Source organism: Ensifer oleiphilus (assembly GCF_013371465.1).
Classification (GTDB): domain Bacteria; phylum Pseudomonadota; class Alphaproteobacteria; order Rhizobiales; family Rhizobiaceae; genus Ensifer; species Ensifer oleiphilus.
In genome coordinates this window covers 1,187,751-1,212,538 of the sequence record NZ_JABWDU010000002.1, presented here as the reverse complement: position 1 = coordinate 1,212,538, position 24,788 = coordinate 1,187,751, and the positions used below count along the sequence as shown (strand labels likewise).

Genomic DNA, 24,788 nt, shown 5'->3' with positions numbered 1-24,788 from the left:
GGGGAACCCTGCTGGACAATGGTGCGTTGTACCGTTGAAGTTTAACAGGCATACGCCGGAAACCTTGGGAGACGGTTCCGCCAATGCCACGAAGTGAAGCGTTGGAAAGTTGATATGGCTTGCAGAGTATTGATTGTTGAAGACGAGTTTCTCGTCGCGACCGAAATCGAATACGTGGTCTCGGAGCTCGGGCATCGTCCAGTGGGCATCGCTGCCGATCAGGCAACCGCGATCAGCCTTGCTCCGATGGCGGAAGTCGCGCTTGTCGATCTCAACCTGAGGGATGGGCCGACCGGCAAGGACATCGGACGGATGCTCGCCGCCGAACACGGCATCACCGTGCTCTACATGACAGCCAATCCGGCGCAACTCGGGGACGGCGTTCCCGGAACGGTCGGCGTCATCAGCAAGCCCGTTGCCGATCATGAGATGAAGCAGGCCGTCAGTTATGCCGTCGCGCGCCGCCACACGCTTGAGGCCGAGCCGCCGGAGCGGCTGAAGCTGTTCGCCTGAGCGCTGAGATCCTGTGCCCCCGACTGCAAGGGCAATCAAGGGCGGCGCCTTTCTGCGCCTTTCTCCTGGTGTTTCGGTCCTACTGACCGGAAAGGCGGTTTGTTCGCGTAACCGCTGCGCGGGGCATCGTCACCGTCACGTGCACGCCATCCGGCTCCCAGCGCCTGACGAGCTTGCCGCCGAGCTGGCCCTCGACACTGATTCTCATCAGCCGCGATCCGAAGCCTTCCTGATCGGGTTCGCCGATCGCACCTGTTCCGCCATGCTCGCGCCACTCCAGGATATAGTCGGTTTCATGCTGCCGGCCGCTGATTGCGAGCTTGCCCGCATCGCCAGAAAGCGCGCCATACTTTGCCGCATTCGTCGCCAGTTCGTGCAGCAGAAGCGCTAGCGGCGTGGCGGCACTGTCGCCAAGCTGGATGTCTTCACCGCTGACACTGATGCGTTCTTCAGCGTTACCGTAGGGAACCAGCAATTCCTCGACCAGCCCGAAGATCGACTGTTCGACCGGCACCGGCCGCGAGGCCTGGCTGTGAGGGCGCACGAAATCATGCGCCCGCCCCATCGCCTCGATGCGCTTGCGCAGTTCCAGGGCAAAGGGCTGGGCATCGGGCTTCGAGCGCGCGGACAGGCTGATGATGCTGCTGAGCACGGAGAAGATGTTCTTGATGCGGTGGCTGAGCTCGTGGGCGACCACCTCACGCTCGGCGGCGGCCATCTTGGTGTCGTGAATATCGGTGCAGGTGCCGTACCAGCGGGTGATGCGTCCGCGGTCGTCACGGATCGCAAGGGCCCGTCCCAGCACCCAGCGGTAGACGCCGCTGTGGTGGCGCAGGCGATACTCGATCTGATAGGGGTCGCCCGTTTCCAGAGAATGGCGCCAACTCGCCCAGGCGCGCTCCTGGTCTTCCTCGTGGAACATGCCGTTCCAGCCTTCGCCATCGGTCGAGTTTTCCGGCACGCCGGTGAATTCGTACCAGCGGGCGTTGTAATAATCGTGATAGCCGTCGGGCCGGGTCGACCAGACCATTTGCGGCATGGCGTTTGCGAGCGTTCGAAAGGCCGCCTCGGATCGGGCATGCGCCTCGACGGCTGCCTTATGCTCGGTAATATCGACGGCAACGCCTGGAAAGCGGACGCAGATGCCATGCTCGTCGAGCGCCGGCCGCCCTTCGGCAAGCACCCAGCGCACGCCACCTTCCGGCTGGACGATCCGGTATTCCGACGTGAGGTTTTCGCCGGTTTCAATGGCCCGGGTCATAGCCGCTTCAAGGCTTGCGACATCATCCGGATGGATGGACGCGAGATAGGCCGATATCGGCGCACCGTCGCGGGCCAGCTCCCGCGGCACATGGAAGAGGTCGGAAAAACGTTCGTCGGCGTAGACCCGGTCTTCCCTGACGCGCCAATCCCAGATGCCGACGACGCCGGAGGCGCTGAGCGCCAGCGACAGGCGTTCCTGGTTGTCGCGAAGGGCTTTTTCCGCTTTCACCCGCTTGGTCGTTTCCGCGAGAATGGCAAGCACGGCGATTGTGCTGCCATCGTCATCGACAACAGGGCTGTAGTCCAGATCGAGCCAGACATCTTCGGCAGCACCGTTGCGATAGAAGGTCAGCGGCGCATCCTCGAAGGATGCGGTTTCACCGGCAAAGACATCGGCAATGATCTGGCGGTTGAAGGCGGCAACCTCCGGCCATGTGGTCAACACCGATTGACCGAAGCAATCGGGATGGCGCTTGCCGGCGATCTCGATATAGGCGTCGTTGTAGATCATCACGCCGTCACGGCCGGCAAGCACAGCCATTGCGACCGGCGACGAGAACATCATCCTGAGGGTCATCGTCAGCGCCGAGGGCCAGACGTCGACGGCTCCGAGCGCCGTTGCGGACCAGTCGAAGGTTTGAAATTGCGCGTACATTTTGCTGGAGCCAAGTTTTCCGGGCGGTCTCGTATCTGCCTTCGGGAACAAAGGGGCGGTCATCGACGGTTCCAAACATTTGATTTGTCGGCACTTCTGCCGCTTTCGCGCCAATATAGGCGAGTTTCGCCAGATGTCATGTGCCGGTTTAGACTTTCCTGCCGGCAGCAGATGCCGAGCCCGGTCTGCCCGACTTCGGCTGGACGACACCGGCGAATGCGGTTGTCGCCTGCGGCGTTCGGGCCTAGAATTGTTGTCGGAATGGGCAGGCTCGACCCGGGCCTGTGTCGGCCGAGGGCAAGGGGTTGGCCGGGCTTCCCGTCAGCCTGAGCCATCGATATCTAGACCTTTGTCGAGCCTGCGATCCCTCGTATTTCAGCGTTTTCTTGTGTGCGTATGCAGCACGGATTTGTCCCGATCTTGAGGGAACAAAGGGGGTCGCGAAACATTCCTGCCGAACGAGGGAGGTTGGAGATGTTCGTACGCTTTGGCTATGAGATCGGCATCCGCTGCCCCCAGCCGACGCCGATGATGACTTACCTTTCGGTGGTTGCCGAAAGACGACCCGATATCAGGCGCGAGCGCGGGCCTGTGAACTCGCCGATCGTCAAGATGGAGGAGGTTGTCGATCCGCACAAGAACGCCTGCCTGCGCATGATCGCGCCGGAAGGCGATTTCACGCTCACATACGATGCCGTCATGGAGGACGATGGTCGGCCCGACCCGTCCGATCCGCTGGCGCCGGCCGTTCCCGTCGAAAAGCTGCCGCCCAACACGCTGCCCTATCTCGCCGCCAGCCGCTATTGCGAGACTGATCGGCTGGGCGCGCTTGCCTGGAGGCTGTTCGGAGAGGTGCCCCCCGGCTGGTCGCGGGTGCAGGCGATCTGCGACTATGTGCACGAGCGCCTCGTGTTCAGCTATGGTTATGCCCAGGCGATGCGAAGCGCACTCGAAGCCCATGAGGATCGTCTCGGCGTCAGCCGCGACTATGCGCATCTTGCCATCGCTCTCTGCCGCTGCATGAACATGCCGGCGCGCTACGTCAACGGCTACATGGCCGACCTCGAAGGTGAGGAGAGGATGGCGCCGATGGATTTCAATGCCTGGTTCGAAGTCTTTCTCGGTGACCGCTGGCATACGTTCGACGCCAAGAACAATATGCGCCGCGCAGGGCGCATCGCCGTCGCCCGTGGCCGCGATGCCGCCGACATTCCGCTGATCCAGACCTTCGGAAAACACGAACTGACGGCCTTTACGGTGTGGACCTGCGTTGAGGCCGACGTCGGTCTCAATCGCTCCCATCGCAAAGCCAATGTGTCGTTGCTGACGCCGTGGTTCAGCGAAAGCTGGTCCAAACATGTGCAGGAGCGCGACCGCGATCGGCACTGACGCGGGCGGTCGGCGGACGATTTTTCACTTTCGGGGTGGATCGGAGAAAATAATATCTATAAACCCAATCGAGAATATCGGAGAACATGACTATTGACGGTCCTGTTTCCGACCTGAACGACGGAGAGACGCGATGAACGCTGCAAAGCCGACGATCCAGTCCCGATATGCGTTTTACGCGGCGGCCCCACCGCGCCGCTCGCCAATCAGCCTTTTTCCCCACGCGATCGCCTTCGTGGCTGCGTTCTGTTTCATCTCCGCCGTGGTCATCGGCGCGCTTTAGCACCCTGGCAATATCAGCCGGCGCGCGACAGATGTTCGTGCACCGCCAGCCAGGCGCCGGTTCCATCCCGTTCGAACACGATCGTTTCCCTCTCTTCCGACATTAGCGGCTCGCCACCGATCTCAAGCTCGGTTCTGACCCCGTGGGTGAAGACTGCGACATTGCCCATCACCTGCACATGCCGGTCGCTGGATCGGCAGGCGCGGACGCGAAAGCTGTCGCGGGTCTCCCACAACGCCCATTCCGCTTCATACTCGGCGCGGCTGCGCAAAGGGCGGTCGAGATTGTGGAAAATGAAGGTGGCATTCGGCGCGAACGCCGAGAAATAGGCGTCCACATCATGGCGGGCAAAGGCTTCTACGAGCCGATCGGCGGCGTCGAGGACCGTCTTTTCCGTGTCCTGCATCGATACTCTCTTCATGTCGGGGTTTGATCAGGGCGCTGCGATCAGTGTTGCGAGCGGCCGGTTCTGTCGGGTAACGCGCGCCTTCAACTCATCGAGCGGCATCGCCTCGTCCTTTGCGAATTCGATGAACATCAGATTGAGATTGTTGAACAGCATCTCGCCGACGGCGCGAACATCGGTGCCGGGCGTAACAAGGCCCTTGACCTGCAGCTTGTGGATAAGCGTCGCGACCTGATCGCAAAGCCGGCGGTCGAGTTCGGTGTAGCGCTTGCTGAAGGGGCTCTTCGGCTGCTGGATCGAGATCGCCATCGCCGTGCGCCACATCTCCTTGCTGAGATAGACGAGCGAGTGATCGTAATATTGCCCGATCAGAGCCTCCAGCGCGCCTTCCACGGAGGAGGGCGGATTGTCGACGATGGTGCGGCCGGCGGCTAGCACTTCCTCGACTTCCATGGAGACGGTGGCGACCAGGATGTCGCCCTTGTTCTCATAGTAATTGTAGAAGGTGCCGACCGACACTTCGGCCCGCTCGGCAATGTCCTCGATGCGGGCGCTGTCGTAGCCGACCTCGCGAAACAACAGGGCAGCGGCGTCCAGGATACGTCTGTTCCGGTCGGCTTTCTGCCGTGCGCGCAGCCCTGTCATATGCATTTTCCCGATTTCTGAATGTCCTCAAAATTGAGATTGACTTAAAAAATGAATTCATTCAATCTTTTTTTGAAGACGCCGAAACGAGCGTCAAAACAAGAGGGCAACAGCATGATGCAGTCACTTCGTGACGGCGCGCACCTGCGCCGGTTTTTCTCCTCGGTCGCCGGAAGCGCGATCGTTGCCGCCTCGTTCGTCTCGGTTCCGGCGTCGGCCTTTGCCACCGAAGAACTCAATGCGCTTGTCTGGTGCGACCACACGGATCCGGCCTTGGTCGAACCGTTTGAGAAAGCCAACGACGTCAAGGTCAACCTCAAGGTCTATGAGGGCACCGGGGCGGCGCTCTCGATCCTCGACCAGTCACGCCCGGGCGACTGGGACGTGCTTGTGATCGACGGCGTCGACGTTCACCGCGCCATCGACCTCGACCTGCTCGCCGAAATGCCGGCCGGCGCGCTGCCGACGGCCGATATCTTCCCCGAGGTCCGGATGGAGGCCAACAACACCAAGGACGGCAAGACCTATGCCGTCACGGAAAAATTCGGCTACAACACCGTCTCCTACGACAAGTCCAAGGTTGATCCGAAAGACATGCAGGATCTGTCGGTTGTCTTCTCCGACAAGTACAAGGGGCGCATCGCGCTCTATGACTACTACCTTCCGATGATCGGCCTTGCCGGGCTTGGCCTTGGCAAGAAGACCGCTGAGCTTTCCGAGGCCGACATGCCGGCGCTCAAGGAGAAGCTGGCGGAAATGCGGTCGATGTCGAAGCAGGTCAGCGACGTCGTGTCTTCGCAGACGGCGCTGGCAACCGGCGAAGTCGATATTCTGGTTGGCGGCGGCGAATGGATCACGGCGGTGCTTTCGGCCGACAAGCCGAACCTCGACTGGACGATCCCGGAGCAGGGGGCGGTGCGCTGGGCGCAGTCGATCGGCGTGATGAAGGATTCGACCAAGCAGGATCTGGCATTGAAATTCGTGCAGTATATCGTCAGCCCCGAAGGCCAGGCCCGGCTTGCCACATCCTCCTGTTACTGGGCGATGCCGGCAAACAGCAAGGCAGGCGAGCATCTGACCGACCCGCAAAAGGCGGCGCTGCGCTTCAATGAACAAGCCGAATACCTGAAAAAGACACAGCTCTATCCGATCCCGTCGACCGAACTCGATCAGCAGTTCCAGGATGCCTGGACCGAGATGCTGCAGCAATAACGCCGGATGGCCGGGGGACGCATGCAGCGTTCGCCGGCCCTTCAGCCTGATCGCCGCCCGCCAGGCCGCGGGACGGTGGACTGCGCCCAACACTCGGTCGCGGCACGCAAATCTGGAGCCTTCATGACTGCGACAACCCTTGAAGATGCCGACCGTCGAAAGGCCTGGGGCTTTGCAGCGCCGGCGCTGTTGTGGACGCTCGCCTTCTTCGTCGTCCCCTTCCTGTTCATGGCGGCGATGAGCCTGTGGAAGCGCGAGGGGCGGGAGATCGTCCGCGTCTGGAACCTCGACAATTATCTGCGTTTCTTTTCTGAAAGCGCGTTGTTGCAGGGGCTCATCAATTCCCTCGAAATCACCGTCATCGTCACGGTGCTTTCGGTGCTGCTTGCCTATCCGCTCGCGTGGATCATCGCCGAGCGCGTGCCCAAGCGGTTTCAGCGCATGGCGCTGATCCTGGCGATCCTGCCGTTCTGGACCTCCTATGTCGTTCGCTCCTACTCCTGGCTCCTGGTGCTGTCGAAGAACGGCGTCATCAACCAGATGCTGACCAGCGCCGGGCTGATTGCCGAGCAGCTCGCGATCGCCAGCACGCGGACGGCAACCGTGATCGGCTTCGTGCATTTCTTCGTCATGCTGTTGACGCTGACCATCTATTCAAACCTGATCCAGCTCTCGCCGAATTATCGTCGCGCGGCCGCCGATTTAGGCGCCAACGCCTTTCAGACCTTCTGGCATGTGGTCTTGCCGCTGACGTTGCCCGGCATCATGACCGGCGCGTTCCTGACCTTCGTGCTGTGCATCGGCGACTACGTGACCCCGCAGATCCTGGGCGGCAACAACGAGCTGGTTCTGCCGCAGATCATCATGCTGCAACTCGGCAGGCGTGCCGATTTCCCGATGGCCGCGGCGCTTTCGATCATCCTGATGCTGGCCGTCACCGTCGCTTACGTGCTCTGTGCCCGTTGGCTGAAGATCGAGAGGGCGTGATGCTGCGCAGAGTTTTCATCGGCAGCGTGTCCTGGGCCTACCTTGCCCTCGTTTACGCCTTCATCTTCCTTCCGGTCGCGGTGCTGGTGCTGTTCTCCTTCCAGGACGGGCGGCTGCCGGTGCCGCCGTTCAACGGCTTTTCCACGCAATGGTACGAGGCCGTTTTCGCCGACCGCAAGCTGATGGCAGCGCTCGGCAATTCGATGCTGGTCGCCATTTCGTCCTCCATGGTCTCCTGCGTGCTCGGTTTTCTCGCCGCCTATTCGCTGGCGCGCTACAAGCTGCCGGGCTCGGCCCTGCAAAGGGGCCTGCTGATTGCGCCGATGACGGTCAGCTATCTGATCATCGCGCTCGGGCTGCTGGCGCTGCTCAACGCGCTGCATATGCCGCTGTCTCTCCTGACGGTCGGCATCGGCCACGTTGTGATCAACCTGCCGCTCTGCTTTGCCATCATCTATGCCTCGATGGGCGATCACCAGATCAACATCGAGCGGGCAGCGCGCGATCTCGGCGCCAGTGATTTCAAGGTGATGGCCCTGGTGACGGCACCGATGCTGATGCCATCCATATTGGCGGCCTTCTTCCTGTCGGTCACCTTCAGCTGGGACGAGTTCATCATCGCCTTCCTGCTGTCGCGCTTCGACGTGACCTTGCCCGTCGAGATCTGGAGCATGCTGCGCTCCGGCCTCAACCCCAAGACCAATGCCATCGGCTCGCTGGTTTTCCTCGCGTCGGTGGCGCTGCTGCTGATCCTCGAGTTTTCCCTGTTCGGAAGGACGAAGAAACAATGACCGCTCCCGTCTCGATCGAAAACGTCAGCAAAACGTTCGGCCACTTCACGGCGCTCGACAAGGTTTCGCTCGATATCCGGGCAGGGGAATTCATCGTGCTGCTCGGCCCCTCGGGTTGCGGCAAGACCACGCTTCTTTCCATTCTCGGCGGGTTCCTGTCGCCAAGCTCGGGCCGCGTCGTCATCGGCGATCGCGACATGACCTTCGTGACGCCGGCCAAGCGCCCGACGACGACGATGTTTCAGGACTATGCGCTGTTTCCGCATATGCGCCTCGTCGACAATGTCGGCTTCGGGCTCCGCATGCGCGGCCTCGGCAAGGCGGAGCGGGACGAAAAGGCGCTCGGCTTTCTCGACCTCGTCGGTCTCAAGGCGTCCGCCGGCAAGCGGCCGCACGAGCTTTCCGGCGGCCAGCGTCAGCGCGTGGCGCTTGCCCGGGCGCTGGCGGTCGACCCGGAAGTGCTGCTGCTCGACGAACCGCTCGGCGCCTTGGACCTGAAGCTTCGCCGCCAGATGCAGGACGAGCTGAAGGCGATCCAGAAGCGGGTCGGCACGACCTTCGTGCATGTGACCCACGACCAGGAAGAGGCGATGGCGATCGCCGACCGCATCGTCGTTATGAACCAGGGCCGGATCGAGGATTTCGGCCCGCCGTCACAGATCTACATGCGGCCGCGCTCGCTGTTTTCGGCGGGTTTCATGGGTGAGGTCAATTTCGTTCCCGGTCGCGTGCGCGCCGCCGACGCATCGTCGGCCGAGGTCGAAACCACGCTCGGAAGCCTGGCGCTTCCCGCGGCCAATTTCACCGCGAAGGCACCCAAGGCCGGTGACGCGATCACGCTCACCATCCGGCCGGAGCATTTTCGCGGTGCGGAGAAATCGGACGATCCGATGTTCGCCCTCGGCGATGCCCGAGTTGCCGGCAGCGCCTTTTTCGGCACGCACTACCGTTGCCACCTCCAGCCCTGCGCCACCGACGGCGATGCGCTGGTGGCGCACCTGCCGCAATCCTCTGATGTCCGCGACGGCGAGATCGTCCCCCTTGCGGTGCGGGCCGCCGACGTCGTAGCCTTGCCGGCCGCAAGCGCAACCCTGTAGCAAAATGCGGCGAATTGCTTCGAAAGACTGGTATCAGGTGAAGCGTCTCGGCGCCGATGTCACCTACATCTGCGAACCCTTCATCCAGGAGTTCTATCGCTGCAACATCTGGCATGTGCGCGGACGCGACCGTGACATGCTGGTCGACAGCGGCATGGGCGTGGTGTCGCTGCGCGAATGGGTGCCGCTGGTCACCGAACGCCCCCTGACGGCCGTCGCCAGCCACACGCATTTCGACCATATCGGCTGCCACCACGAATTCGAGTGCCGCTGCGTGCACGCGGCCGAGGCGGATTTGCTGGCGCATCCGACGCGCCGGAACACGCTGGCCGACCCCTATGTTGCCGACGAGATCTTCGACGCGCTCCCGCCGGAACCCTACGTCTCGACCAGCTATGCCGTGAAGGCGGCGCCGGCGACGCGGCTGCTCGAAGACGGCGATCATATCGATCTTGGCGACCGGACCTTCGAAGTGATCCACACGCCCGGCCATTCGCCCGGCGGCATCGCTCTCTGGGAGGAGAAGACCGGTGTGCTCTTTTCCGGCGACATCCTCTACGACGGGCCGTTGATCGAGGACACCTACCACGCCAATGCCGACGACTATCTGGCGTCGATGGAACGGTTGCTGCGCATTCCGGCGCGTATCGTCCACGGCGGACATTTTCCGAGCTTTTCCGGCGAGCGCTATCACGCGCTCATCAAGGACTGGCTCGCGGAGAAAGAAAAGACAATCTGACGGGAAGGAGGAGCGCATGCTCGACAAGAGGAAGTTTTACATCGATGGCCAATGGGTTGATCCGATCACGCCCAACGATCTGGAGGTGCTGAACCCGGCGACCGAGAAACCTGTTGCGGTGATCTCGATGGGCACAGCTGCGGACATCGATCATGCGGTTGCCGCTGCGAAAAAGGCGTTTGCCACCTATAGCCGCACCAGCGTCGACGAGCGGCTGGCGCTGCTCGAAAAGCTGCTTTCGATCTACAAGCGCCGCTATGACGAGATGGTCGCTACCATCACCATGGAACTCGGTGCGCCCAAGACGATGACGCGCGAACAGCAGGCGGATGTCGGCGTCGGCCATCTTCAGGGCTTCATCGATGCGTTGAAGCGGCTGAAGACACGCGACACGTTGCCGAACGGCGATGTGATCCTGCGCGAGCCGATCGGTGTGTGCGGCCTGATCACGCCTTGGAATTGGCCGATCAACCAGATCGCGCTCAAGGTCGTGCCAGCCCTTGCGACCGGCTCGACCTGCGTCCTGAAGCCGAGCGAATTCACGCCGCTCAACGCCATGCTCTATGCCGAGATGATCGACGAGGCAGGCTTTCCCGCCGGCGTCTTTAACCTCGTCAATGGCGACGGCATCCATGCCGGCGCGGCGCTGTCTAAGCACCGCGATATCGACATGATGTCGTTCACCGGCTCGACGCGCGCCGGCATCGCCGTCAGCAAGGATGCGGCCGAAACGGTCAAGCGCGTGACGCTGGAACTCGGCGGCAAGTCGCCGAACATCGTCTTTGCCGATGCCGACCTCGAAGATCGTGTCGCCGGCAGCGTGCTCGAATGCTTCAACAATTCCGGGCAGTCCTGCGACGCCCCGACGCGCATGCTGGTCGAGCGTAGCGTCTACGACAAGGTCGTCGAGATCGCTGGCCGTGTCGGCCGCGAGGCCGCGGTCGGTGATCCCACCAAGGAGGGCAGCCACATCGGTCCGCTCGTCAGCGACGTGCAATTCGGCCGGGTGCAGACGCTGATCGAGGCGGGCATCGCCGAGGGCGCGCGTCTTGTCGTCGGTGGTGCCGGCAAGCCGGAGGGTTTCGAGACCGGCTACTTCGTCAAGCCGACGATCTTTGCCGACGTCAACAACACCATGCGCATCGCCCGCGAGGAGGTGTTCGGACCGGTGCTGGCGATCATCCCCTTCGATACCGAGGAGGAGGCGATCGCGATCGCCAACGACACCAATTACGGCCTTGCCGCCTATGTGCAGACCGGCGACCCGAAGCGGGCCGAACGGGTGGCGTCGCGCCTGCGCGCCGGCATGGTCCACATCAATGGCGGGCCGCATCGCTACGGCAGCCCGTTCGGCGGCTACAAGCAATCCGGCAACGGTCGTGAAGGTGGCATGTTCGGCCTTGAGGATTTCCTCGAGGTCAAGACCGTGCACATTCCCGACGCTGCCTGACACGGCGAAGCATCGCGCCGGAAGGCGCGAGATGAAGCAAGTTTGCGGCTGCCGGTGCTTCTGCACGGCGGCCGCGTTTGTTGCATCGGGTGATTTCTAGCGACTGTCGCCGATGCCGGTCTTCTGCTAGCTGCCTTTCTAAGGGCCTTGATCGCCCGCCAGCAGAATAGCGACATTGCCGTGACCCCAGTATCCGCCACCGCCTCATCCCATAACCGTCTTGCCATGGCCGCTCTGCTGATCGGCGGGGCTGCGATCGGCGGCTCGCCGATCTTCGTGCGTCTGTCCGAGGTCGGGCCGATGGCGACGGCTTTCTGGCGCGTGGCGCTGGCGCTGATCCCCCTTCTTGCCTGGTCCTGGTTTCGCGGCGCGCCCGCGTCGGATCGGCGGCCCGAGAAGCTCTCGGAATATGCGCTGCTGGTGCTGCCCGGCGTATTCCTGGCGATCGATCTTGCCGCCTGGCACTATGCGCTGACCAAGACGTCGGTCGCCAATGCCACGCTGCTTGCCAATCTTGCCCCTGTGTTCGTGACGCTTGTGAGCTGGCTGCTTTTCCGCGCCCGCATCAGCGCCGTCTTTGCCATCGGGCTTGTGACGGCGGTTGTCGGCGTCATCACGCTGAAGGGCGGGCCGATGGCGCTTGGCGACGGCAACCTGCTCGGCGACGGCGTCGCCGTTATCGCGGCCATGTTCTATGCCGGCTATATCCTGGCGATCGGCCGGCTGCGCAGCCTCTTCAGCACCATCCGCATCATGGTCTGGAGCACGGCCTCGGCCGCCATCTGCATGCTGCCGATCGTGCTTTTGTCCGAACCGACGCTGATACCGCCGACGCTCTTCGGCTGGTCGATGCTGTTCGGCCTTGCCTTCGTCAGCCACGCGGGCGGGCAGGTGGCGATCACCTATGCGCTCGCCTATCTGCCGCCGGCGTTTTCGTCGCTGACGCTGTTGCTGCAGCCGGTGGTCGCAGCCATCCTCGCCTGGATCCTGCTGTCCGAGCCGGTCGGGCTGATGCAGGCAATCGGCGGGGCGATCGTGCTCATCGGCATCCTGATCGCCCGCCGGGGCTAGTCCCTGTTACAATCCGGGCAGGTTGAAGCCGGCGAGCCGTTCTTCCAATTGGCGGATCGTGTCCGCATCGGCGTTGGCAAAGGCGAAGCGCAGATAGTTTTCCTGGCCCTCGCCAAAATAGTCGCCCGGCAGGCAGACGACGCCGGCGAGTTTCGCCAGCTTCTCGGCCACGAACTGCGAATCGATATCCGGGAAGGGATGGCGAATATAGGCGAAGTACGCGCCGATCGCCTGCAGCTTCCATTGCGGCAGCCGGCTCATGACGTCGCGCAGCGCATCGGCACGTGTGGCGATCTCGGCACGATTGCCAAGGCGCCAATCGGCAAGTGCCGGAATGGCTTTTGCGACCGCGGCCTGGGCCGAGCGCGGCGCGCATATCTGCAGATTGTCCATGATCTTGGTGACCTGGTCGACGAGTGCCGACCCGGCCGTGATCGCGCCGAGCCTATGGCCCGGAATGCAGAAGGATTTGGAGAAGCTGTAGAGGCCGATGAAGCTGTCCTGCCAGCCTTCCGTCTGCAGCAGACCGTGCGGTGCCGCGCCGGCGTCGGGCAGGAAGTCGCGATAGGTTTCGTCGAGGATCAGCCATGTACCGTTGGTGCGGCAGGCCTGGTGGATGCGCGACAGAAGCTCCGGCGGATAGATCGCGCCGGTCGGATTGTTCGGCGAGACCAGCGCAAGCGCGCGAATACCCGGCCGCAGCGCAGCAGCAATCGCGTCTACCTCCGGCAGGAAGCCGTGACCGGCGTCGCACGGCACCAGCTCGACATTGATGCCGAGCATGGAAAGCGTTGTTTCCTGGTTGAAGTAGTAGGGGTTGGTCATCAGGATCGTGTCGCCGGCCGAGGCAATTGCCATCGCGGTACAGATGAAGGCCTGGTTGCAGCCCGAGGTGACGTGGATGTTGTCGGCGGTGATCGCTGCCCCATAGAGGCCTGCCACATGTTCGGCATACGCCTCACGCAGCACCGCTTCGCCCTCGATCGCGCCATAGCCGGTATAGGCGGTCGAGGCGGCCGCTTCGCCGAGCCAGGCCAGCATGTCCGGATGCGCAGGATAGCCGGGTACCGCCTGCGACAGGTCGATCAGCGGCCCACGGGAGCCATCATAGCTTTTCGCCCAGGCGAGCACCGAGGGGACGGGCGGCGGCGAGAGCTTTTCGACGAGCGGATTGAAATGCGGCATGGCGGAGTTCCTATGGCTCAGGCTTTGTTCTTGCGTTTCTGGGGGCGTTCCATACGCCGGCCGCGGGCCGGAGCTGAAACCGGCTGAAAGCCGTCCTGCACCGATTTACGATCTGTCGGCTCGGATTTCGAGGCTCGGCTGCGAATAATCGTGCGCGCCGAGGTCTGCAGTTCCGGCATCGGGTCGTTTTCGAGCGCCGAGAACATCCAGTCGATGAAGATGCGCACGATCGGGGCGGCCAGCACTTCGTTGCGACAGGCGACGTAGAAGGCATCGTTGGCCGGAACCGTCAGGTCGAAGGGGGCGATCAGTTCGCCGCGGGCGATCAGGCTTCCGGCGGTGATGGTGTCGCCAAGGGCGACGCCCTGATTGTGAAGGGCCGCCTCGGTCGAAAGCCGGGCGTCGCTCATGAAGTGCTGGCGGCCGCGCTGCAGGTCGCTGGCGTCGGCGGCTGCCAGCCAGGTGTTCCATTCGCGTCCGTCGTCGCCGTGCAGCATCACGTGGTCGCGCAAGTCGCGCACGGAGCGCAGCGGTCGCATGTTAAGCAAAGTCGGGCTGACCACCGGGAAGAGGGCGAGACGGCTCCAGAGTTTCGACCAGCAGCCCGGCCAGTTGCCGTCGCCATAGATCAGGCAGACGTCGACATCCGACGCATCGAGATAGGCTGCGTCGTTGGAAGCGATCAGCGTCAGGCGCACGTCGGGAAACTGCTCGGTGAAGAGATGCAGGCGCGGGATCAGCCAGAACGAGAGAAGGGCGGGCACGCAGGTGATGCGCAACTCGCCGCTGGTGGTCGGTCGCGTCATGGCGGCGGTCGCCGCCGCGATCTCGGCAAAGGCGTGGGTGACGGCCGGCAGCAGCAGTGCGCCCTGCGGCGTCAGCTTCAACCGCTTGCCGCCGCGTTCGAACAGCGTGGCATTGATCGACAGTTCGAGCGCGCGGATCTGGTGGCTGATGGCGCCGTGCGTCACATTGAGTTCGCGGGCGGCCGCCGACACCGAACCACGGCGCGCCGTCGCCTCGAAGGCACGCAAGGGGTTCAGGGGTGGCAGGCGGCTGGACAAATCTGCGGGTTCCGGCGAGGTCAAGTGATGTGAATTTTTCTCACACGAAACGCTATAACAATGTCAATTGATTTTCCAGCGGATTTGTCACCTAATGGTGTTCAACAAAGGCAAAAAGCCTGGGGAACTTGATAGCGCCGGACAGAACCGGCCCCATCCGCAGATGCTGATCTGTGGCGCCTTTGCGCGCATTCCCCGGCTGACATGACGGAGGATTGTGGATGGCCTGGGACGATAAGAAGCTTGGCGAACTCAAGGCGAAATACGGCGAAAGCCATGGCGGCGAGCTGTTCGACCCGACTTTCCGCCGCGTTGCCGACAAGATCTTCACCAAGAGCGGCACCCGCCTTGCGCCCTATTCCGGCATTCCGACCTTCCTGACCGCCCCGCACATGGCCATCGATGCCGACGAGCCCGATTTCGGCAATCTGCAGGTCGCGATCGTCGGCATTCCCATGGATCTCGGCGTCACAAACCGCCCGGGCTCGCGCTTCGGACCGCGGGCGCTGCGCTCGATCGAGCGGATCGGCCCCTACAATCATGTGCTCGGCTGCGCGCCGGTTCATGAATTGCGCGTCGCCGATATCGGTGACGTGCCCTTCCAGAGCCGCTACCGGCTGGAGCTCAGCCATGACGATATCGAGAAGCGCATCAACCAGATCGTCGATGCCGGCGTCATCCCGTTGTCTGTCGGTGGCGACCATTCGATCACCCACCCGATCCTGAAGGCCGTCGGCAAGAAAAAGCCTGTCGGCATGATCCACATCGATGCCCATTGCGACACTGGCGGCGCCTACGACCTCACAAAATTCCACCATGGCGGCCCGTTCCGCAACGCGGTGCTCGACGGTGTGCTCGATCCGACCCGCGTCGTGCAGATCGGTATCCGCGGCTCGGCCGAGTATCTCTGGGAGTTCTCCTACGAGTCCGGCATGACCGTGATCCATGCGGAGGAAGTGACCGGTCTCGGCATCCCGGCCATCATCGAGAAGGCGAAGAAGATCGTCGGCGACGGCCCGACCTATCTCTCCTTCGACATCGACAGCCTCGACCCGAGCTTTGCGCCCGGCACCGGCACGCCTGAAGTCGGCGGCCTCACCACCCGCGAAGTGCTGGAACTGATCCGCGGCTTCAAGGGCGTCAATCTTGTCGGCGGTGATGTCGTCGAGGTCGCGCCGCAATATGATGCGACGACCAACACGGCGCATGCTGGCGCCCAGGTACTGTTCGAGATCCTCAGCCTCATGGTGTTCAGCCCTGCCGTGACCGGCAAGTCGGCCTGACACATAAGAGAAAGATTCGTCGGCTGCCGGACTGGAAGCGGCAGCCGGCCAGAAAATGCCCACAATCAACAATGCTTCCAGACAGGGGAACGACAATGACACTTCAGAAAACAATGAAAACAGCCTTCGCCGCCGCCCTGATGCTGGGCGCCGCAACCGGTATCGCGCGTGCCGACGCGCTCGCCGACATCAAATCGGCCGGCGAGATCAAGGTCGGCATCTTCTCGGATTTCCCGCCCTTCTCCTCGGCCAGCGCCGACATGAGCATCAAGGGTTATGACGTGGACGTTGCCCAGCAGATCGCCGACGGCCTCGGCGTCAAGCTGAACCTCGTCAGCGTTACCGGCCAGAACCGCATTCCCTATCTCAACGACAAGCGCGTCGACATCCTGATGAGCGTCGGCTTCTCCAAGGAGCGCGCCGAAGTGATCGACTTCGCAGCCGCCTACGCGCCTTACTACATCGCCGTCATCGGCCCGGCGGACCTCAAGGTCGCCGGCAAGGAAGATCTTGCCGACAAGACCATTGCCGTCAACCGCGGCACGCTGGAAGATACTTCGTTGACCGAGGCCGCGCCGTCGAGCGCTGCGATCCAGCGCTTCGACAACTACAATGCCGTGATCCAGGCGTTCATCTCCGGCCAGACCCAGCTGATGGTCGTCGGCAACGACGTCGGCGCGCAGGTGCTTGCCCGCCAGGAAGCGCTGAAGCCGGAGCAGAAGTTCCAGCTCCTGACCTCGCCGTCGCATATCGGCCTCAACAAGAACGAGGAAGCGCTGAAGACGGCCGTCAACGACGCCGTTGCCAAGATGCTGGCCGACGGCAAGCTGAACGCCAGCTCCGAGGCCTGGCTGAAGACGCCGCTCAACCCCGAAAACCTCAAGGACTAATCCGCTCTTGACGCCCACGGGGACTTGGCGTCTCCGTGGGCCTTTCGGGGAAAGGTTGCGACGATGGGTTACAGCCTCGATTTCGGGTGGCTTCGGGATGCCGCGGGCGCAATTGCCCACGGCGCCGCGATGACGCTCTTCCTGATCGCCTGCACCACGGTGTTCGGCATCGTGATCAGCATTCTCTTCGCTGCCGCCCGCCGCAGTCGCTACGGCATCCTGCGCAAGGCGGTTGCCGTCTATGTCGAAGTGATCCGCAACACGCCGTTTCTGGTGCAGCTGTTCTTCATCTACTTCGGTCTGCCGAGCATCGGCATCAGGCTCGATCCGGTCGTTGCCGCGATCCTGGCGATGACGCTCAACATGGCGGCCTACACCACCGAGATCGTCGGTGCCGGCCTCGACGCCGTGCCGAAGGGCCAGGGCGAGGCGGCCTTTGCGCTCGGCCTCAGGCCACGTCAGGTGTTCGTCAAGATCATCCTGCCGCAGGCGCTGAAGGTCATCTTTCCGGCCCTCATCAGCCAGGTGATCATCATGATGCTGGAATCGGCCGTCGTGTCGCAGATCGCGGTGCGCGAGCTTGCCCATGAGGCCGACCTCTTGCAGGCACGCACTTTCCGTTCCTTCGAGACCTATTTCGTCGTCACGCTGATCTATCTCGCTTTGTCGATGGCGATCCGGCGCCTGTTTGTCGCCGGCGGCAGGCGCGTGCTGGGAGCGGGCGTGTCATGATCGAATTCACCTTCTGGGACATCCTGCGCAACCTGGTGTTCGCCACCCGCTGGACGGTGCTTCTGTCGGCTGTCGCCTTTGCCGGCGGCGCTGCGGTCGGCCTGCTGATCCTGTTTGCCCGCATCTCGAAACAGAAGTGGCTGCGCCGCTTCGGCTCGGGCTACATCGCGCTGTTTCAGGGCACGCCCTTGTTGATGCAGCTGTTCCTGATGTTCTTCGGCCTGCCGATGCTCGGCTTTCGCATCGAGCCGTGGACGGCTGCGGCCCTGGGGCTGACCTTCTATGCCAGCGCCTATCTCGCCGAGATCTGGCGCGGTGGCGTCGAGGCACTGCCGCTCGGCCAGTGGGATGCCGGCGCCAGCCTCGGCCTGCACCGCCTGCAGGAACTGCGGCTCGTGATCCTGCCGCAGGCGTTTGCGATCACCCGGCCGCCGATCGTGGGCTTTCTCGTCCAGCTCATCAAGAGCACGGCGCTGACGTCGATCATCGGCTTCGAGGAGCTTCTCAGAACCGCGAATGCGATCAATAATGCAACCTTCGAACCTTTCACGGTCTATGGGCTGGTCGCGGTGATCTTCTTCGTGCTGTGTTATCCGCTGACACAATATGCACGCATGCTGGAGCGCAAAATACCCGCGCACTGAGACCGAAAATGTGCAAGAAATCAACGAGAACAGGGAACAAGGCGGATCACCGCCGAAACAAAGGAGACAGACGATGATCACAACTTCCATCAAGCGCCGCACGCTGCTTGGCGCAGGCCTTGCCGGCGCCTCGATGCTGGCGATGCCCTCGGTGCTGCGCGCTCAGGACAAGTCGCTGAAGGTCGGCGTTTACGGCGGCTACTTCAAAACCTCGTTCGACAAGAACATCTTCCCGGAATTCACCAAGGCGACAGGCATCGCTGTCGAATCGATCGCCGAGCCGACCGGCGAAGCCTGGCTCGTTCAGCTGGAACAGGCCGCTCGCGCCGGCCAGGCGCCTGCCGACGTTTCTATGATGTCGCAAGTGGCGATGCTGAAGGGCCAGTCGACCGAGCTGTGGACGCCGATCGACATGGCGAAGATCAAGAACGCTTCGAACCTGCTCGACCGCTTCGTCAACAAGTACCCTGACGGACGCGTTGCCGGCATCGGCGCCGTCTCCTGGTACATCACGCTCGTCACCAACACCGACGTCTACAAGGAAGCGCCGACCTCCTGGGCCGCGTTCTGGGATCCGGCAAACGCCGACAAGCTCGGCCTGCTGGCGCTCGTTTCCAACTCGTTCCTGCTCGAAGTGACGGCCAAGACCTTCTTCGGCGGCACCAATGCGCTCGATACCGAAGAAGGAATCCTCAAGGTCTTCGAAAAGCTCGCCGAGGTGAAGCCGAACGTCCGGCTCTGGTATCGCGACGAAGCGCAGTTCGAGCAGTCGCTGAAGTCGGGCGAAATCCCGATGGGCCAGTATTACCACGACGTGACAGGTCTTGCGGCTGCCGACGGCAATCCGGTGCGCTCGACTTTCCCGAAGGAGGGCGGCATACAGGATTCCGGTTGCTGGGCGCTGTCGCGCGCTTCCCAGAAGTCCGAGGAAGCCCATATCTTCATCGACTACATGTGCCAGCCGTCGATCCAGGCGACACTCTCGCGCAAGGTCGGCACGTCGCCGACCGTCAAGCGCGAAGTCACCGACCTGACGGACAAGGAGTTCGCAGCCGTTTCGTCGGATATCGAGCCGATCGTGCCGCGCTACGACCTCTACCAGTCCAAGTCTGACTGGCTGAACCAGAAGTGGACCGAGCTGATCGTCGGCTGATTGCAACGGTCAACCTCCTCGCTTCACGGGGAGGATGCATGATTAACGACGGGGAGGGCCCAACCGGCAACTCCCCGCCCTTACCCCTCCCATGATGAGGCGGGGACTATTGCGCGGAGAAACAATGTCCGGACTTGCCCTTCAAAACGTCGTCAAGGAATTCGGGTCCTTCAGAGCCGTCAACAATGTCGACCTCAACGTGCCGCACGGGACGTTCGTCTGCATGCTCGGCCCGTCCGGCTGTGGCAAGACCACGCTTCTGCGCATGATCGCCGGCCTTGACCTGCCGACTGGCGGGGCGATCCGGCTCGATGGCGATGACATCACCCATGTGCCGACGCACAAGCGCAACCTCGGCATGGTGTTTCAGTCGCTGGCGCTGTTTCCGCATCTGACCGTCGGCGAGAACATCGCCTATCCCTTGCGCATTCGCGGTGCTGCAAAGGAAGACCAGAAGAAGCGGGTCGACGAGCTGCTGTCGATGATCCATCTCACCGGCTATGCCGACAGGCCTGTTGCCAAGCTCTCCGGCGGCCAACGTCAGCGCGTGGCCATCGCACGGGCGCTTGCGATCTCGCCCAAGCTTTTCCTGCTCGACGAGCCGCTTTCCGCACTCGATGCCAAGCTGCGCGAGGCGATGCAGGTGGAACTGCGCCAGCTGCAGCAGAAGCTCGGGATCACCACCATCGTCGTTACCCACGACCAGCGCGAGGCGATGACCATGGCCGATACGGTCGTCGTCATGAACGGGGGCGAAATCCGCCAGGCCGCATCGCCGATCGAGATCTATCGTCGACCGGCCGACAGTTTCGTCGCCGACTTCATCGGCCAGACCAATCTTCTGGAGGTGCAGGCCGATAGCGCCGGCCGCGTCGAGGTGCTGGGCCAGCCGATTGCGGGCCTCGCCTTGCCTGCGGGTTCCTCCAAGGGAACGCTGTCGGTTCGCCCCGAAGATGTGCATCTGACGGCGCCCGGTGCCGGTTCGCTTTCCGGCAAGGTCACCTTCGTGCGCGATCTCGGCGGCACGATCGAAACCTTTGTCGACATTGCCGGCCGGCAGATCGTGGCTGTCTCGACGCCACGTGCACGGCCAGACGTTACGGTCGGCCAGGAGGTCGGTATCGCGCTCACCCCTGACGTCTGCGTGGTCCTGAAGAAATGAGACGCGAACCGCCCCAAACCCTTGGCGACTATGCGCCGCTCCTCTTTCCCGCAGCGATGCTGACGATCTTCTTCGTCGTGCCCTTCGGTACGATGATAGCCGTCAGCTTCTTCCAGCGCCAGCAGGGTGGCTTCTATACGCCTGCCTTCGTCTTCGACAATTATGCCCGCTTCCTTTCCGCCTTCTTCGGCGGTGTGCTCGGCTTCTCGCTGCTGCTCGCCATCACCGTGGCGATCTGCTGCGTCGTGCTGGCGCTGCCTTTCACCTACATGCTGACACGCATGGGGCGAAAGGTGCAGGTGGTCTGGCTGGTGGCACTGCTGTCGATCCTGTCGCTATCGGAAGTCATCATCGGCTTTGCCTGGTCGACGCTGTTTTCGCGGACTGCAGGGATCACCAACATTCTGGTCGCGCTCGGCATCATGTCGGAAGCCAAGGCGCTGACCCCAAGCTTCGGCGCGGTTCTGACCGGCATGGTCTATCAGGCTTTCCCCTATACGGTGCTGGTGCTTTTCCCGGCGCTCGTGCGGCTTGACCCGACGCTGACGGAGGCAGCCCGGACGCTTGGCGCGTCGCCGCTCAAAGCCTTCTTCACCGTCGTCGTTCCGGCACTCAGAAACACCATTACGGCCACGCTGATCATGGTCTTCATCTTCGCGCTCGGCTCCTACTTGCTTCCGCAGTTGCTCGGGCGACCGCAGCATTGGACCCTGTCGGTGCTGATCACCGACCAGGCGATCTACCAGTCGAACATGCCTTTTGCCGCGGCGATGGCGGTGTTCCTGGTGCTGGTGACACTCGGGCTCGTGGCGCTGACCGTGATTGCCGGACGCAAGGGAGAAGCGGCATGAGTTCGATCTTCCGCAAGGCTTATTTCTTCCTGATCGGACTGTTCCTGGCGCTGCCGCTGATCGTCGTTGCCGGCGTCTCGGTCAATCAAAAGCAGACGCTCGCCTTTCCGCCCCAGGGCTTTTCGCTGTCCTGGTACGGAGAGATCTTCTTCAATCCGGAATGGCGCAGCGCGCTTTTTGCCTCGGTCACGCTGGCATTGCTGTCGGCGGCACTTGCGGTTGCCATCGCGCTGCCGCTCGCCTGGTTTCTCTGGCGGCGCATCGCGCCCTGGGCCAACATTTTCCAAGTGCTCGGTGTTGCGCCGTTCACGCTGCCGCCCGTCATTACCGCGCTTGGCATGCTCACATTCTGGGCGACGGTCGGTTTTTACGGTCAGCCGTGGACCGCGGTCGTCAGCCATGCGATCTTCTTCGTGACGCTGCCGCTGGTGACCCTGTCGCTCGGCTTCACCTCGATCGACCGGTCGCTGGTGGAGGCGGCTTCGACCATGGGCGCCGACGAGCGGACGATCTTCCGCACTGTCGTGCTGCCTCTGATCCTGCCCTATATCGTCTCGGGCTATGCGTTCGCCTTCGTGCTCTCGCTCAACGAGTACATCGTCGCCTACATGACCGTCGGCTTCACCATGGAAACGCTGCCGATCAAGATCTTCAACGCGCTTCGCTACGGCTACACGCCGACCATGGCGTCGGTGACAGTGCTGTTCGTCACCACGGCCGCCGTGATCTTCGGCCTCGTTGCCCGCTTCGGGGACCTGCCGAAACTGCTCGGCGCCATGTCATCGGACGGAAAATGATGATGCTCGCGGCTCTCCAGATGCAATCTGCCTGTGGCGACGTGGCCGCCAATCTCGACCGTCTTGCGCGGGCGGCGAAGGATGCGGCGTCGAAGGAGGCGACGCTGCTGATGACGCCGGAACTCGGGCTGACCGGCTATGGCGCCGGGGACACGATCCGCGACCTCGCCGAACCGGTCGACGGGCCAATCGGCAAGCGCCTGGCGCGGATATCGGGGGAAACCGGTATCGCACTGATTGCCGGTTTCGCTGAGCGGGATGGCGACGTCGTCTACAACAGCGCCATCTATGTCGATGGCGATGCGCCGCCGACCGTCTACCGGAAATCGCATCTCTACGGCGACTACGAGCGCTCGCTGTTTACGCCCGAGACACCGTCGACGAAGCTCTTCGTCCATCGCGGCGTCACCTGCGGCATGTTGATCTGCTACGACGTCGAGTTTCCTGAGAATGTGCGCCGGCTCGCATTGGCAGGCGCCGAGGCGGTGCTGGTGCCGACGGCGCTGCCGGCGGGGTGGTCTGGCACCTTCATCACCGACCACATGATCCAGACACGCGCTTTCGAGAACCAGGTTTTTGTCGCCTATATCAACCATTGCGGCTCCGACCCGCTGTTCTCCTTCGCCGGCCTGTCGCGGATCGCATCGCCGGACGGACAGGTCCTTGCAAAGGGCGATGCCAGCCACGAAACACTGATGTTTGCCGATATCAATCCTGCGAGTTTTGCCATCTCGCGGCTGGAAAATACCTATCTTGGCGATCTGAACCGCGCCTGAGATCGTTCACTCCAGAAGAACAATCCGTTCCTTATCGTCTCTTTTTGATAGTGCCGTGCCCACCCATATTGTGCTCAACGGAAAAGCCACACATGGAGGCAATCATGAGTTTGCAACTGACGGGCATTCATCATCTGACGGCGATCACCGCGAACGCGCCGGAGAACCTGCGTTTCTACACCAAGGTTCTCGGGCTGCGGCTGGTCAAGAAGACCGTCAACCAGGATGACACCACCGCCTATCACCTCTTCTACGCCGATGGCCAGGCCACGCCCGGCACGGACCTGACCTTCTTCGACTGGCCAGTTGGGCGCGAGGGTCGCGGCACGCACAGCATTTCGCGCACCGGCTTGCGGGTCGGCAGCGGCGATAGTGTTCACTGGTGGAAGGGCCGCCTCGACGAGATGAAAGTCACTGCCGGTGACGTCGTCGACATCGACGACCGCACCTCGCTCGACTTCGAGGACGGCGAAGGCCAGCGTTTCCGGCTGATCGACGATGGCGGGCTTTCGCCTTCGCACCCGTGGGAAAGGAGCCCGGTTCCTGCGGAGCACCAGATCAAGGGTCTCGGACCGATCACCATCAGCGTGCCCGACATCACCAACACCGAACTGGTGCTGACCAAGGTGATGAACATGACTGAAGCCAGACGCTATCCGTCGCCGGATGGCGAGGGCCAGGTGCATGTGTTCTCGATGGGCGAGGGCGGTCCGGCGGCTGAGCTTCATGTCGCGGTCCAGCCGGGCCTCCCGATTGCCCGGCAGGGCGCAGGCGCGGTACATCACGTCGCGTTCCGTGCGCCGGACACCGACGCGCTGACGGCGTGGACCGAACGCCTGCAGGGCTTCCGGCTGCCATCGAGCGGCGAGGTCGAGCGCTACTATTTCCGCTCGCTCTATTTCCGCGAGCCGAATGGCGTGCTGTTCGAGATCGCCACCGACGGACCGGGCTTTGCGGTGGATGAGCCGATGGAGACGCTCGGCGAAAACCTGTCGCTGCCGCCGTTCCTGGAGCCGAAGCGAGCCCAGATCGAGGCACGGCTGAAGCCGCTCGAGTAACGATGAAATGCAGAAAGCCGGGGCTCGTCCCCGGCTTTTGGAGTTTTATATCCCTCTGTTCCCATTGGCTTTCCCGCCGTGCCGACCCATGATGGCGGCAACGTGCAACAAGGGGTCAGATCATGGTGAAAATCCTAGGCATTTCAGGAAGCCTCAGGAAGGCGTCGTTCAATACCGGCCTGATGAAGGCTGCTGCCGCCGACGTGCCCGAGGGGGTGGAGTTCGACACCGCGACGCTCCACGGCATTCCGCTTTATGACGGTGATATCGAGGTGAAGAACGGAATTCCCGAAGCGGTCACCGCGCTGAAGCAGAAGATCATGGCCGCTGACGGCGTGATCCTGTTCACGCCGGAATACAACAATTCGATGCCCGGCGTCTTCAAGAACGCGATCGACTGGCTGAGCCGGCCGTCTGCCGATATCGCCAAAGTGTTTCGCGGCCGGCATTTTGCGCTCGCCGGCACGTCGCCGGGCAATTTCGGCACGATCCTCAGCCAGAACGCCTGGCTTCCCGTGATGCGCACGCTCGGTGCCGAGCTCTGGTCGGGCAAGCGGCTAATGCTGCCGCGCGCGGAGACCTTGTTCGATCAGGATGGGGCGCTGAGCGATGCCGACGCGGCTGACCGGCTGCGGGCCTTCGTCAAGGCTTTCGCCGACTTTGCCGGAGCGCAGAACGGCCGTTAAGGCCGT

Annotated in this window: 26 protein-coding genes; 21 read left to right on the top strand and 5 right to left on the bottom strand. The window is 62.6% G+C overall.

Annotated features, from left to right (window positions below; all coding sequences use genetic code 11):
• Positions 1–93: 93 nt before the first annotated feature.
• On the top strand, positions 94–513 hold the full coding sequence (locus HT585_RS12595) for a response regulator (RefSeq protein ID WP_343213965.1): 420 nt from the start codon (positions 94–96) through the stop codon (positions 511–513).
• A 79-nt stretch (positions 514–592) separates the two neighbouring features.
• Here HT585_RS12595 and HT585_RS12590 read toward each other — a convergent pair whose 3' ends face one another.
• Positions 593–2,431: a PAS domain-containing sensor histidine kinase gene (locus tag HT585_RS12590; protein WP_176353191.1), complete on the bottom strand. Its 1,839-nt coding sequence runs from the start codon at positions 2,429–2,431 to the stop codon at positions 593–595.
• Between the two features lie 474 nt (positions 2,432–2,905).
• Here HT585_RS12590 and HT585_RS12585 point away from each other — a divergent pair, with 474 nt between their 5' ends.
• Positions 2,906–3,820 carry a transglutaminase-like domain-containing protein gene (locus tag HT585_RS12585; RefSeq protein WP_176353190.1) on the top strand — a complete coding sequence of 305 codons (915 nt, stop codon included), beginning with the start codon at positions 2,906–2,908 and terminating at the stop codon, positions 3,818–3,820.
• Between the two features lie 133 nt (positions 3,821–3,953).
• Positions 3,954–4,103 (top strand): hypothetical protein, encoded by a 150-nt coding sequence (locus HT585_RS12580; protein WP_176353189.1) that lies wholly within the window; start codon positions 3,954–3,956, stop codon positions 4,101–4,103.
• 13 nt (positions 4,104–4,116) lie between these two features.
• Here HT585_RS12580 and HT585_RS12575 read toward each other — a convergent pair whose 3' ends face one another.
• A complete protein-coding gene (locus HT585_RS12575; RefSeq protein ID WP_176353188.1) occupies positions 4,117–4,509 on the bottom strand; it encodes a YybH family protein in 393 nt (130 codons plus the stop codon).
• 27 nt (positions 4,510–4,536) lie between these two features.
• The gene (locus tag HT585_RS12570; protein WP_176353187.1) at positions 4,537–5,154 is read right to left on the bottom strand and encodes a TetR/AcrR family transcriptional regulator; all 618 of its coding nucleotides are present in this window, start codon (positions 5,152–5,154) and stop codon (positions 4,537–4,539) included.
• 117 nt (positions 5,155–5,271) lie between these two features.
• On the opposite strand from HT585_RS12570, the gene HT585_RS12565 reads away from it, so the two are divergent.
• The 7 genes from HT585_RS12565 to HT585_RS12535 all read left to right on the top strand — a co-directional run bounded on the left by HT585_RS12565 (position 5,272) and on the right by HT585_RS12535 (position 12,501).
• Positions 5,272–6,366 carry an ABC transporter substrate-binding protein gene (locus tag HT585_RS12565; RefSeq protein ID WP_425513738.1) on the top strand — a complete coding sequence of 365 codons (1,095 nt, stop codon included), beginning with the start codon at positions 5,272–5,274 and terminating at the stop codon, positions 6,364–6,366.
• A gap of 123 nt (positions 6,367–6,489) precedes the next feature.
• Positions 6,490–7,353 carry an ABC transporter permease gene (locus HT585_RS12560; protein ID WP_176353185.1) on the top strand — a complete coding sequence of 288 codons (864 nt, stop codon included), beginning with the start codon at positions 6,490–6,492 and terminating at the stop codon, positions 7,351–7,353.
• Positions 7,353–8,144: an ABC transporter permease gene (locus HT585_RS12555; protein ID WP_176353184.1), complete on the top strand. Its 792-nt coding sequence runs from the start codon at positions 7,353–7,355 to the stop codon at positions 8,142–8,144. Before HT585_RS12560 ends, HT585_RS12555 begins: the two co-directional genes overlap by 1 nt.
• Positions 8,141–9,241, top strand: coding sequence for an ABC transporter ATP-binding protein (locus HT585_RS12550; RefSeq protein WP_176353183.1), 1,101 nt, complete (start codon positions 8,141–8,143; stop codon positions 9,239–9,241). The genes HT585_RS12555 and HT585_RS12550 overlap by 4 nt, the downstream gene beginning before the upstream one ends.
• 4 nt (positions 9,242–9,245) lie before the next feature.
• Entirely contained in the window at positions 9,246–9,980 is a 735-nt protein-coding gene (locus tag HT585_RS12545) for an MBL fold metallo-hydrolase (RefSeq protein WP_176353182.1), read from the top strand.
• Positions 9,981–9,996: 16 nt separating this feature from the next.
• Positions 9,997–11,430: an aldehyde dehydrogenase family protein gene (locus tag HT585_RS12540; protein ID WP_176353181.1), complete on the top strand. Its 1,434-nt coding sequence runs from the start codon at positions 9,997–9,999 to the stop codon at positions 11,428–11,430.
• A gap of 225 nt (positions 11,431–11,655) precedes the next feature.
• On the top strand, positions 11,656–12,501 hold the full coding sequence (locus HT585_RS12535; RefSeq protein ID WP_176353295.1) for a DMT family transporter: 846 nt from the start codon (positions 11,656–11,658) through the stop codon (positions 12,499–12,501).
• A 6-nt stretch (positions 12,502–12,507) separates the two neighbouring features.
• Here the strand turns inward: HT585_RS12535 and HT585_RS12530 are convergent, their stop codons facing one another.
• Positions 12,508–13,686: an aminotransferase gene (locus HT585_RS12530; protein ID WP_176353180.1), complete on the bottom strand. Its 1,179-nt coding sequence runs from the start codon at positions 13,684–13,686 to the stop codon at positions 12,508–12,510.
• A 17-nt stretch (positions 13,687–13,703) separates the two neighbouring features.
• Positions 13,704–14,750, bottom strand: coding sequence for a LysR substrate-binding domain-containing protein (locus HT585_RS12525; protein WP_173423860.1), 1,047 nt, complete (start codon positions 14,748–14,750; stop codon positions 13,704–13,706).
• A gap of 221 nt (positions 14,751–14,971) precedes the next feature.
• On the opposite strand from HT585_RS12525, the gene speB reads away from it, so the two are divergent.
• The 11 genes from speB to HT585_RS12470 all read left to right on the top strand — a co-directional run bounded on the left by speB (position 14,972) and on the right by HT585_RS12470 (position 24,782).
• On the top strand, positions 14,972–16,033 hold the full coding sequence (gene speB / locus HT585_RS12520; RefSeq protein WP_176353179.1) for an agmatinase: 1,062 nt from the start codon (positions 14,972–14,974) through the stop codon (positions 16,031–16,033).
• A 95-nt stretch (positions 16,034–16,128) separates the two neighbouring features.
• Complete coding sequence (locus HT585_RS12515) at positions 16,129–16,923, top strand: transporter substrate-binding domain-containing protein (RefSeq protein WP_176353178.1); 795 nt, start codon at positions 16,129–16,131, stop codon at positions 16,921–16,923.
• Positions 16,924–16,986: 63 nt separating this feature from the next.
• A complete protein-coding gene (locus tag HT585_RS12510; protein WP_176353177.1) occupies positions 16,987–17,655 on the top strand; it encodes an amino acid ABC transporter permease in 669 nt (222 codons plus the stop codon).
• Positions 17,652–18,299 (top strand): amino acid ABC transporter permease, encoded by a 648-nt coding sequence (locus tag HT585_RS12505; protein WP_176353176.1) that lies wholly within the window; start codon positions 17,652–17,654, stop codon positions 18,297–18,299. Before HT585_RS12510 ends, HT585_RS12505 begins: the two co-directional genes overlap by 4 nt.
• 73 nt (positions 18,300–18,372) lie before the next feature.
• Positions 18,373–19,452 carry an ABC transporter substrate-binding protein gene (locus tag HT585_RS12500; protein ID WP_176353175.1) on the top strand — a complete coding sequence of 360 codons (1,080 nt, stop codon included), beginning with the start codon at positions 18,373–18,375 and terminating at the stop codon, positions 19,450–19,452.
• Positions 19,453–19,576: 124 nt separating this feature from the next.
• Entirely contained in the window at positions 19,577–20,614 is a 1,038-nt protein-coding gene (locus tag HT585_RS12495; RefSeq protein ID WP_176353174.1) for an ABC transporter ATP-binding protein, read from the top strand.
• Entirely contained in the window at positions 20,611–21,465 is an 855-nt protein-coding gene (locus HT585_RS12490) for an ABC transporter permease (RefSeq protein ID WP_065783651.1), read from the top strand. Before HT585_RS12495 ends, HT585_RS12490 begins: the two co-directional genes overlap by 4 nt.
• Positions 21,462–22,262: an ABC transporter permease gene (locus HT585_RS12485; protein ID WP_176353173.1), complete on the top strand. Its 801-nt coding sequence runs from the start codon at positions 21,462–21,464 to the stop codon at positions 22,260–22,262. The genes HT585_RS12490 and HT585_RS12485 overlap by 4 nt, the downstream gene beginning before the upstream one ends.
• A complete protein-coding gene (locus tag HT585_RS12480; protein ID WP_176353172.1) occupies positions 22,259–23,038 on the top strand; it encodes a carbon-nitrogen hydrolase family protein in 780 nt (259 codons plus the stop codon). The genes HT585_RS12485 and HT585_RS12480 overlap by 4 nt, the downstream gene beginning before the upstream one ends.
• 104 nt (positions 23,039–23,142) lie before the next feature.
• Positions 23,143–24,096: a ring-cleaving dioxygenase gene (locus tag HT585_RS12475; protein WP_176353171.1), complete on the top strand. Its 954-nt coding sequence runs from the start codon at positions 23,143–23,145 to the stop codon at positions 24,094–24,096.
• Positions 24,097–24,218: 122 nt separating this feature from the next.
• Positions 24,219–24,782 (top strand): NADPH-dependent FMN reductase, encoded by a 564-nt coding sequence (locus HT585_RS12470; protein ID WP_176353170.1) that lies wholly within the window; start codon positions 24,219–24,221, stop codon positions 24,780–24,782.
• Positions 24,783–24,788 lie beyond the last annotated feature (6 nt).

Bases quoted from the DNA above. Each gene is read 5' to 3' on its own strand.
- HT585_RS12480 (WP_176353172.1), top strand. From the start codon at position 22,259: ATGATGATGCTCGCGGCTCTCCAGATGCAATCTGCCTGTGGCGACGTG.
- HT585_RS12565 (WP_425513738.1), top strand. From the start codon at position 5,272: ATGCAGTCACTTCGTGACGGCGCGCACCTGCGCCGGTTTTTCTCCTCG.
- HT585_RS12495 (WP_176353174.1), top strand. From the start codon at position 19,577: ATGTCCGGACTTGCCCTTCAAAACGTCGTCAAGGAATTCGGGTCCTTC.
- HT585_RS12550 (WP_176353183.1), top strand. From the start codon at position 8,141: ATGACCGCTCCCGTCTCGATCGAAAACGTCAGCAAAACGTTCGGCCAC.
- HT585_RS12540 (WP_176353181.1), top strand. From the start codon at position 9,997: ATGCTCGACAAGAGGAAGTTTTACATCGATGGCCAATGGGTTGATCCG.
- HT585_RS12555 (WP_176353184.1), top strand. From the start codon at position 7,353: ATGCTGCGCAGAGTTTTCATCGGCAGCGTGTCCTGGGCCTACCTTGCC.
- HT585_RS12535 (WP_176353295.1), top strand. From the start codon at position 11,656: ATGGCCGCTCTGCTGATCGGCGGGGCTGCGATCGGCGGCTCGCCGATC.
- HT585_RS12575 (WP_176353188.1), bottom strand. From the start codon at position 4,509: ATGCAGGACACGGAAAAGACGGTCCTCGACGCCGCCGATCGGCTCGTA.
- HT585_RS12490 (WP_065783651.1), top strand. From the start codon at position 20,611: ATGAGACGCGAACCGCCCCAAACCCTTGGCGACTATGCGCCGCTCCTC.
- HT585_RS12475 (WP_176353171.1), top strand. From the start codon at position 23,143: ATGAGTTTGCAACTGACGGGCATTCATCATCTGACGGCGATCACCGCG.
- HT585_RS12515 (WP_176353178.1), top strand. From the start codon at position 16,129: ATGACACTTCAGAAAACAATGAAAACAGCCTTCGCCGCCGCCCTGATG.
- speB (WP_176353179.1), top strand. From the start codon at position 14,972: ATGGCCTGGGACGATAAGAAGCTTGGCGAACTCAAGGCGAAATACGGC.
- HT585_RS12505 (WP_176353176.1), top strand. From the start codon at position 17,652: ATGATCGAATTCACCTTCTGGGACATCCTGCGCAACCTGGTGTTCGCC.
- HT585_RS12510 (WP_176353177.1), top strand. From the start codon at position 16,987: ATGGGTTACAGCCTCGATTTCGGGTGGCTTCGGGATGCCGCGGGCGCA.
- HT585_RS12585 (WP_176353190.1), top strand. From the start codon at position 2,906: ATGTTCGTACGCTTTGGCTATGAGATCGGCATCCGCTGCCCCCAGCCG.
- HT585_RS12485 (WP_176353173.1), top strand. From the start codon at position 21,462: ATGAGTTCGATCTTCCGCAAGGCTTATTTCTTCCTGATCGGACTGTTC.
- HT585_RS12545 (WP_176353182.1), top strand. From the start codon at position 9,246: ATGCGGCGAATTGCTTCGAAAGACTGGTATCAGGTGAAGCGTCTCGGC.
- HT585_RS12590 (WP_176353191.1), bottom strand. From the start codon at position 2,431: ATGTACGCGCAATTTCAAACCTTCGACTGGTCCGCAACGGCGCTCGGA.
- HT585_RS12530 (WP_176353180.1), bottom strand. From the start codon at position 13,686: ATGCCGCATTTCAATCCGCTCGTCGAAAAGCTCTCGCCGCCGCCCGTC.
- HT585_RS12580 (WP_176353189.1), top strand. From the start codon at position 3,954: ATGAACGCTGCAAAGCCGACGATCCAGTCCCGATATGCGTTTTACGCG.
- HT585_RS12560 (WP_176353185.1), top strand. From the start codon at position 6,490: ATGACTGCGACAACCCTTGAAGATGCCGACCGTCGAAAGGCCTGGGGC.
- HT585_RS12500 (WP_176353175.1), top strand. From the start codon at position 18,373: ATGATCACAACTTCCATCAAGCGCCGCACGCTGCTTGGCGCAGGCCTT.
- HT585_RS12470 (WP_176353170.1), top strand. From the start codon at position 24,219: ATGGTGAAAATCCTAGGCATTTCAGGAAGCCTCAGGAAGGCGTCGTTC.
- HT585_RS12570 (WP_176353187.1), bottom strand. From the start codon at position 5,154: ATGACAGGGCTGCGCGCACGGCAGAAAGCCGACCGGAACAGACGTATC.